Annotated in this window: 7 protein-coding genes and 2 pseudogenes; 6 read left to right on the plus strand and 3 right to left on the minus strand. The window is 66.4% G+C overall.

Annotated features, from left to right (window positions below; genetic code table 11):
• The first annotated feature begins 731 nt into the window (after positions 1-731).
• The 5 genes from E0497_RS16330 (at position 732) to E0497_RS16350 (ending at position 5,015) form a co-directional block, all read left to right on the plus strand.
• Entirely contained in the window at positions 732-1,199 is a 468-nt protein-coding gene (locus E0497_RS16330; protein ID WP_137725852.1) for a hypothetical protein, read from the plus strand.
• 63 nt (positions 1,200-1,262) lie between these two features.
• On the plus strand, positions 1,263-2,348 hold the full coding sequence (locus E0497_RS16335) for an NYN domain-containing protein (protein WP_170312991.1): 1,086 nt from the start codon (positions 1,263-1,265) through the stop codon (positions 2,346-2,348).
• A gap of 157 nt (positions 2,349-2,505) precedes the next feature.
• Positions 2,506-3,492 carry a ribonuclease H family protein gene (locus tag E0497_RS20895; protein ID WP_241665933.1) on the plus strand — a complete coding sequence of 329 codons (987 nt, stop codon included), beginning with the start codon at positions 2,506-2,508 and terminating at the stop codon, positions 3,490-3,492.
• Between the two features lie 287 nt (positions 3,493-3,779).
• On the plus strand, positions 3,780-4,286 hold the full coding sequence (locus E0497_RS16345) for a DUF732 domain-containing protein (protein ID WP_153269348.1): 507 nt from the start codon (positions 3,780-3,782) through the stop codon (positions 4,284-4,286).
• Between the two features lie 150 nt (positions 4,287-4,436).
• Complete coding sequence (locus E0497_RS16350) at positions 4,437-5,015, plus strand: TerD family protein (protein ID WP_137725855.1); 579 nt, start codon at positions 4,437-4,439, stop codon at positions 5,013-5,015.
• Between the two features lie 74 nt (positions 5,016-5,089).
• Here E0497_RS16350 and E0497_RS16355 read toward each other — a convergent pair whose 3' ends face one another.
• On the minus strand, positions 5,090-6,118 hold the full coding sequence (locus E0497_RS16355) for a tyrosine-type recombinase/integrase (RefSeq protein ID WP_137725856.1): 1,029 nt from the start codon (positions 6,116-6,118) through the stop codon (positions 5,090-5,092).
• Between the two features lie 589 nt (positions 6,119-6,707).
• On the opposite strand from E0497_RS16355, the pseudogene E0497_RS20625 reads away from it, so the two are divergent.
• Positions 6,708-6,830 (plus strand): annotated as a pseudogene (locus tag E0497_RS20625) (IS481 family transposase); the annotation flags it as partial.
• Here the strand turns inward: E0497_RS20625 and E0497_RS16365 are convergent.
• Positions 6,827-7,840, minus strand: coding sequence for an LppP/LprE family lipoprotein (locus E0497_RS16365; RefSeq protein ID WP_161987436.1), 1,014 nt, complete (start codon positions 7,838-7,840; stop codon positions 6,827-6,829). The pseudogene E0497_RS20625 and the gene E0497_RS16365 overlap by 4 nt on opposite strands.
• Before the next feature lie 366 nt (positions 7,841-8,206).
• Positions 8,207-8,513 (minus strand): annotated as a pseudogene (locus E0497_RS16370) (hypothetical protein); the annotation flags it as partial.

Here is an 8,513-nt window from a genome sequence, read left to right on the forward strand (position 1 = left end):
GCCGGCGCTGCCGCAACCGGCACCGATTCTGGAACGGATGCCGGGGCAGGAGGACCATCGGCAGGCCGCGGAGCCTCGGAAGCCGGTGCCGGTGCCGGAGCGGGGGTGGGCTGCGCCGCAACAGGGGCGGGAGCTGCCGCCGGGGCTGGGGGAGCAACATGCAGAACGCCGGAGCATCGCAGCAGCATCGCCGTATCCCACCGCTGCGCCACATCGCACAACCCGTCGATGATCAGTGGCGGTGTCGCAGGGTTCGTCGCCGCTTCCCGCATCACGTACGCCAGCGACCGCAGATTCGCTGGATCCGCTGCCACCGCAGCGCGGGCGTCATTGGGGTCGATCAGCCCGCACAGATGCCGTTCGGTGTTGTCCGGGGCCGGGGCGACCTGGATGGCGTCGTTGATCGTCTGTGACAGCAGCCACGGGCCGATGCTCGCGGCGTCAGCGACCTCGTCGACCTTGTTCGCGACCGACCGCAGGAACAGTCGTCGGCTCTCCTCGGTGTACGCCGTTGCCGGTGCAGTCATTGCAGCTCCCTACGTGGTTGCCCGCATCGCGCGGTTGGACTGGTGATGCGCTGCCACTGTAGAAACCCCGGTTCCGGTCACCTGCCGCAGAAGCACCCGAACGGCCTCCGAATGAGCAGAGAGCGGCCGACGGTTGATCACGAACGTCTCCCGCGCACTGAATCCAGTCCGAACATAATTCAGTGCACCCGTAATGTGACCGACATGGACATCAGAACTGAACTAGACAACTACCTCGCCGAGAAGCGCCTCCTGGTCGAGGCTGCCGTCCGGGAGTTCCGGGCCGGTGCGTCGGCGGCGGAGATCGCTCGCGCATTGGCTCCGGCGTTCAGTCGGGACATCGTCACCAGCTACCTGGCCGCCATCGCCCGCGCCGACAGCGCCCGCACCGCCCTCGCTGAGACCAGCCTGAACGTGGTCGCAGCAGTGCATGTGAGCGGTATCGACGCCCCCCGCGAGGCGACCGTCAGCATCGGCGCTGACCCCGCCGAAATCGACGACATCGAGGCCCTTCCGCACCGCATCCGCGCCGCCCTGGCCCCGTTCCATCTGGCGCTGGCCTTGCCTCGCGACAAAGACCCCGGAGCGGGGGAGACCCCGGACGAGGCCGTCGACCGGTTGATGCTCGAGGGTGAGCCGGTCCTGATCGTGCGCGCGGTGCCGCGGCGGTAGCGAGCTGGGGGTGCCGACCGCTCGATGCGGGAGTGGGCGGTCGGCGCTGTCATAGTGGGGCGCGTGCGTTCCACTTGCTCCCTGTACATCGATGCCGGCTACCTCCTCGCGTCCGCGGCCACCCGGGTCACCGGCACATCGCTACGCGGGGGGATCCGTGTCGACTACGCCGCGCTGATCCAGTCCCTGATCGATGCCGCCGGCGCCCGGGCGGGGCTGCCGGTGCTGCGGGTGCACTGGTACGACTCGGCCCGCAACGGGATCCCGGACGCACGGCAGGAACGGATCGGGGAGCTGCCGAAGGTGAAACTCCGGTTGGGCCGGTTCGGGGTGGACGGGGAACAGAAGGGTGTCGACCTGCGGATCGGACTCGATCTCGTCGCGCACGCCCGCAATAACGCCTCGGATGTGTTCTTCCTCGTCTCCGGCGACGGCGATCTCACCGAAGCCGTCGAGGAAGCCCAGGTTCACGGTATCGAGGTGGTGGTTCTGGCCGTCCCGAACGCCGCCGGCACCCCGCACGGGATGAGTCGGCACTTGGTGCGGGCCGCCGACGAACTCGACCTCATCGACGGGGCGGTGGTCGATGCCGCGGTCGTCAAGGTCGACCGGGCCCCCACACCCGAACTGATCCCGGAACCCACCTCCGGCACCGCGCCCGCTGTTGCCGAACCGCCGGCCGCCGCTGCCGCGGTGGAACCTGCGCCGTCACCTGCGCTGGTTGCCGCTGCTCGGCCTGCCGTACCCACCCCCGGTGACATCGCCACCGTCGTGTCGGTGCCGTCAGTTCCGCGGCCGGCGGCCACTCCGACACCTACGCCCCGACCGCAGCCGCAGCCGCAGGGGAGTGTGCTCGCCTACAGTTCAGCGACCGGCGCCCCGGCGCGCATCTGGCCCGGATACGACGACCCCACCGACGAACACGACCTCCTCGTCGACGACGTGGTGGCCCGGGTGCTGGCCGCGTTCCGGAAAAGCGCGTCAGCCGACGACAAACTTGACCTCGAGCGTGCCCGCCCCTCGATTCCTCGTGACATCGACCGTGCCCTGCTGCTCGACGCATCCGACGTGATGCAACGCTACGACCTCGACGAGAACATTCGCTACCTGTTGCGGGCCCGGTTCTGGGTCGCCTACGACGCCACCTGACCACGAACCGCCACACCACCAGACACACATCTACGCGCACACGAACATTCGTGTGCTGCAGCATGTTCCAGTCTTATGCGCCTTGTGGTGCCGCGCCCCGTAACCGAGGTTTCTACCGTCACTCCTGTACGAGAACACTCCTCGAAAAGGACCGATGATGAATGCCCCGACACCCCTGCACCTACACACCCATCCCGCCCCGCCTGCCCCGGCCGGGACACTGACCGCGGCCGTACGCGCGGTCGACCGTCTCCGCTCCGACGGAACCTTCCACCATCTGGTCGTGGCCCTGCTCTGCGACGGAGACACCCCGATCCTGCGCCGCTATCTGACCGCTGCTGGTGACACCCGTATCCGGATCCTCGACGCGTTCGACGAGATCTACCGTCTCGCCGAACAGACCGGCCGGGACGTCCTCGTTTACATCGGCGACCACACCGTTCGCCGCAACCTCATCGACGTCGCCGACTCGTTTCCCCACGCGACGTTCGCGACCAACCTCTACGACCGGCTCGGCGCCCGACTCGCGGCCGTCTACGCCCAGTCCACCGACGTCATCGACGACTGGGACCGCGACCTCACCGATCACGAACACCGCACCCTCGAACGACTGCGCCGCCAGCACGTCACCGTCTACACCGACGGCTCCGTGTCCGCGACCCGCCCCGGCGCCGGAATGGGTGCCGCCACCACCAGCGGCAACCTGCACACCCGCTTCGACCCAGACGCCCCCAACGACCCCCTCGTCGCCGAACTCCTCGCCATCGAACTCGCCGTCCGCGAATACCCGGTGCAGGCGTTGACGATCCGCGCCGACAACCGTGACGCGGTCCGCCTGCTGTCGATGAGCAGCGACGAACTCTCCCACCGTCGCCGGCGCCGCGACCTACGCACCGACAGCCACATCTCCAGCGTCACCGCCGCATCCGTCGCGCAGCCACGGGCCGCGACGTGCACATCGAATGGGTCAAAGGACACGCCGGGAACCGGCACAACGAGGCCGCCGACCGGGCCGCCCGCACCATCCGACGCTCCCACACCTACCGCATCCCCCACACCGCGGTCACCGGCGTCCTCGACAACATCCGCCACGACATCGCCGCCTGATCGTCGTTGGCTGACGCACCCCACCGGCTGTCGGTAACGGCAGGTGTTGACCTGCCGATTGATGGGCGAGTTGGGGAGCAGACAGCCAGAATCTGTGGGGTCGACCTTCTCGTATCAAATGGATTTCGGAAGGACGACATGATCACACGGTGCACTCGTTGCGAGCGGGCAGTCAAACAACTCTTCGACGACGACCGATGCTTCCACTGCACCACACAGTTCGGGCCCGCTCACACCCCACCGGATCCCACCCATGGCCAGTTCGATCAGGCCTGGCTGCAAGTACCGCCGACCGTTGTCGGCGGTGAGTCGGGTCAGTCCGACGTGCCGTCCAAGGGATCCAGCAGGCCGAAGGAATCGGCTGAACTCCAGGCGTTCCGGAAGCTGTTGGTACTTGCACTGGTCATCGCGGGCGCAATCTGGGGGATCGTGTACGTCGTGAACCGAGACACCGGCACGTCGTCAACGGCGTCGGTACCGGTGTCCCGGTCGACGACGACGCCGTCACCGACGACAGCCGAAGAGTCGGTGTCGCCGACGCCGGAGGCAGCAACGTCCACCGGCAGCAGCCGGGGTGGGTTCTCCGAGATGGACGGCGCATTCTTCCAGTCCCTTGACAAGTTCGGGATCTCCTACGCGTCCCCCTCCGCAGCGATCAGCGCCGCGAAAACGGCGTGCAGCAAAGTCGGATCCGACCCAGTCAACTCCCTGCAAGCGATCGTCGACGTCTTCCAGCAGACAACAGGGCAATCGCGCACGAACGCCCAGGATTTCGTCGGACTGGCAGTGCTCGCGTACTGCCCCCAGTACAACGACTACGTCACCTTCTAGCCTGTCAATCCCACAGCACCCGCCGACCGGATCCACGCCCAGAAGACAAGCGCCCTCGACGAACCCCGCTGGAAATCTGCAGGCTGACCAAGGCAGCCACGCTGGACCGATACGGTCGGCACCGACCACTGTCGAAATAGGAGGCTTCGGATGAGTGTGACCCTGCCGGCGGGAGCGATGCTGTCGTTGACCAAGACTGCTGCCGGCGTCACAGCGGTGACAGTCGAGATTGGGTGGATCCTGCCCAGCCCCGACGACTACGACGTCGACGCGTTCGCGATCGCCTTGGGCACTGACGGGAAGGCCCCCACAGACAGCGACTTCGTCTACTACTCCAACCGCACATCCCCCGACCGCGCGATCACTCTCACCAGTAACGAAGCTGGCGCCAGCGACAACGACCATGTCTTCACCATCGACCTCACGGCGGTCTCGGAGCACATCACATCGATCGTGTTCCCCGTATCGATCCACGACGCGCAGTTCCGTCAGCATTCCTTCGACCAGGTTCGCGACGTATTCATCCGCGTCCTGTCCCAGGACACCGGCACCGAACTCGCCCGCTACGACCTCCCGAACGCGGTAACGCCTGTCTCCAACACCGCCGCGCTACTCGGCGACCTGCACCGTCGCGGCACCGACTGGATATTCCGGCCACTCGGGCAAGCCGTCCCCGAAGGCTTCGAAGGCCTCGCGCGGCTCTACGCTCGACGGGAAGACAACGCCTGACCTCGTCGCCACCAACTCCTGCTGGCAGCGGGCCCGAGGAACCGCGGGGCGGAGGAACCACCGACCGAGCCCGTTCAGCCGCGTGGTGTCGCCTGTTCGAGGATCCGGTACACCGGATTACGGCCGGCGGCGGTGCGGGTGTCCTTACCGGCACCCTGGGTGTACCGCTGGGTGGTAGTCATCGATTCGTGCCCGAGGAGCCGCATCAACGTGTAGATGTTCACGTTCGCGTCCGCCAACGAGGTCGCGAACGTGTGCCGCAACTGGTGCACGAGAGCGCCTTTCGCACGCTGCCCGTTGACTCCGGCGCGCCGGTAGGCGCGTTCGACGCGGTACTGGATCGTCGGGCCGGTGATCCGGTCCCCGTCGGCGCCGACGAACAACGGATCCCGCGCGCGTAGCCGCTGCCACGGCGAATCGGTGGGGGAGAAGCGCACCTTCCCGGCCCCGGGGAACCGGTCGAGCCGTGACTGCAGATACGCGGTCAGCACCTCCACCAGGGCGGGTTCGGCGGTCAGGACACGCTGCTTGTTGCCCTTGCCGTGCACCGTGATCGCCTTCACCGCACCGGTGGTGTCGGTGTCCCGCAGATCCCCGAGGTTCATCACCACCAACTCGGAGAGCCGGCAACCGGTGAGCAGCGCGGTCAGCACGATCGCCAGATCCCGCTGCTGCCATGCCCGCCGGTTCCCGTCGTCCGGTGTGGCCAGGGCCGCGAACAGTCGTTCCACCGACTCGGTGTCGAATGCTTTCGGGACCGTCTTGGGGATCTTCGGCCGCAGCACCGCCGACATCGGGTTCGCCACGACCATATCGACACTGAACAGGTAGTCGCACAGCGTGTTCCACGACGACCAGCACCGCCGGATCGACGCCGCCGAATGCGACCGCGCGTAGGCCGCGAACGCCGCCCGCATCCGCTCCTTGTCCACGACCGCACACGTCAACTGGTCGACGCCGGTACCGGCCGCCGCAGCGAGCAGCGTGGTGATCGCCTCGAAGTCCTGCCGGTACGCCTTCACCGTCGCCGGCGACGGCTTACTCGTACTCCGGTAGACCAGAAACTCCCCGAACCGGGTCACGAGGTCAGCAGGTGCGGTCATAGAAACGATTCTGCCGTAGTCCCTCCCCTGCTCCATGGTCTGGAAGGACCGCGCCAGGTGTTCGCCGGCGGGGGAGTGCCGCAGGCGGCGGGCCCGTTCGTGGGGTGTCGTCCGTGCCGACACAGCGTCGTCGGAAACATTCCGTGTGCGGGCTGCATCTGACTGTGTAGTTGTGGTGGGGACGGTCCTGCCGCGTAGGGGAGGAGATCGTGATGAGCAGCCCGGACGCGCCCTGGCAGACCCCGGCCGTCACCGGGATCTGCGCCCACAACCCGGGCGGTGGCCGGCCACCGCCCGCGCGTATGTGAGTATCGGCCGCCGCCGCATCACCGACCCCGACCGGGTCGAGGAGTTGGGCCGCGCCCCGGCCGACCTGATCGACACCATCACCGACCGGGGCCCGCTGATACGAGCGCGAAGCGGATACCGCGAGGCTGGCGACAGCGGATTCCGACACCGCCGGGGCGCGACACAGTCGACTCGATGACGATCGAACTGGAACGACGATCGAGCTGGAACGTGCGTGTCATCTCGATCCGCGCCGCCCGGCCTGCGCCAGCACACCGTGAACCGTGCAGCAGCCCCATTAGAGGCCCTCGCAGTTTGGAACGTTCACTACACCTGCCATCGGCCCCACACTGCTGCCGGGAACCGGCCGCCAGCGACCCGGCTCAAAACCTGCGTCACCAACGTCACCGCCTCACACAGCTAGGGGGTGCAGTTCAAAAGTTGTGTGAGACGATCTGGTGCGGTTCCTGTCTTAACGACCTCGCCGTCTTGCCAGGTGTAGGTGAACTTCGCTCGGCCTGACGAAGCGGCGTTGCTTTCACCTGCTTCCGGGTAGCGGTAGACCACAGAGACGGCGTCACTCCCATCGGACTGAACGGTCTCGATCGGAGCGAAGCACGACGAGGCGGGACCAACGAAGACGCCGTCGCGGAACAGCAGCACCGCCACCGGACTGGAATTAGTGGGCATGTCGGTGGTGATCGTGAAGTAATCCAGGCGCTTGCATGTCCTGAGCTCTTCAGAGCCGACAGTATCTGTCTGCCACGACCCTACGGGAGGTTCGGGGAGCGAGGCGATTGCAGCTTCTACGACGGTCGACATGTCTGCACTGTCATCGCAGCCCTGCGTCGAGGGCGTCAGCGGCGCGTTGCTCCCCAGTAGCGACTCGACGCGGACGTCGTCGCATTTGAAATGTGTTTGTCCGACGGACATGTCAGTGATTGCTGCGGGGTCAACCGTGCGGGCCTGGCCGGCGACGATCCACTCGCTGGCTTCACCTATCTTCGGGCCGTCGAGTCGCGAGGTGAAGTCGATTTCCCGGCCGAGCTGCGGTGTGGGCATCTCCGTGCTTCCGAGAGTGAGCCCGCCATCGCGGCACATGGCGCGGGCCAAAATCCGATCGCCGGGGAACGTCCAGAACCCCATCCCCAGTGTGATGTTGAGGGTGTCGCCGGGCGGGGATACAAGACGCAGTTCGTCATCCCGGAGAGCGAAGACCTGAAACACCGAGGTCGCGCCTCGTGTGCCGACAGGAACAACGATTTCGGCGCCTGGTCGACCGTCGAGATCGTAGAAGGCGATCGTGTTGGCCAACTCGGAAGGTTCGGCAGGGGCGATCAGTATTTCTGGGTCGATGTCCACGACGGCTGTCCGTCTCTGGTCGTCATCGGTGACTGCTGTCAGGTACGGCTGGCGGCCGGAGGTGATTGCCACCGCTGCCGGCTTCCCGGACCCATCGAGATCGACCAGGGCTATCGGTTCGCACTCGCTGACCATCTGTGTGCACGGATTTGGCGTGACGGCTGGGACGCCGGTTGCCGAGGACTCTGCGGCTGGTGTCGACGAAGATGGAGAACTGGTGTCGTTGCCGGTTGCGCACGCGCCCAACGTCACAACTGCGATAGCGGCAATCGTCCCGAACTGGATTGAGGCTCGACGCGGCCGACTCACCGAATGGTTCTTCTGTTGCACTTCATCCCCAGATTTGATGGCCCACAGCCGCCCTGCTCCATGCCAGGGCATACGATACCGAACCTTGGACGGGGTCAAGTCCCAGGGCCCCGGAATAGTCGCATTTCCTCAGGTCAGGACCAGTGCAGCAGCGTGATCCGGATGCCTGGCATGGTGGCGTAACCCTTCGGCGATGTTGGCCCAGCCGGCAAGTCGGAGCAGACCGATCGCGAGGCTGCGGCAGGTTGCCATGATCCGCGGAGCCTGTCCGGTGCGGACCTGGGAAAGGTCCTCGGCGAACGCGACGTCCCGAACCCAGTGCAGACGGTTCTCGATGCCCCAATGCCCCTGGATCCAGCCGGCGAGAACGTGTGGTGGTGCCGCGATGTGGTCGGCGGACGTGATCAGATACACCACCTCGACGGTCTTGCGCCCT

It is taken from the genome of Prescottella subtropica (genome assembly GCF_005434945.1).
GTDB classification, from domain to species: domain Bacteria; phylum Actinomycetota; class Actinomycetes; order Mycobacteriales; family Mycobacteriaceae; genus Prescottella; species Prescottella subtropica.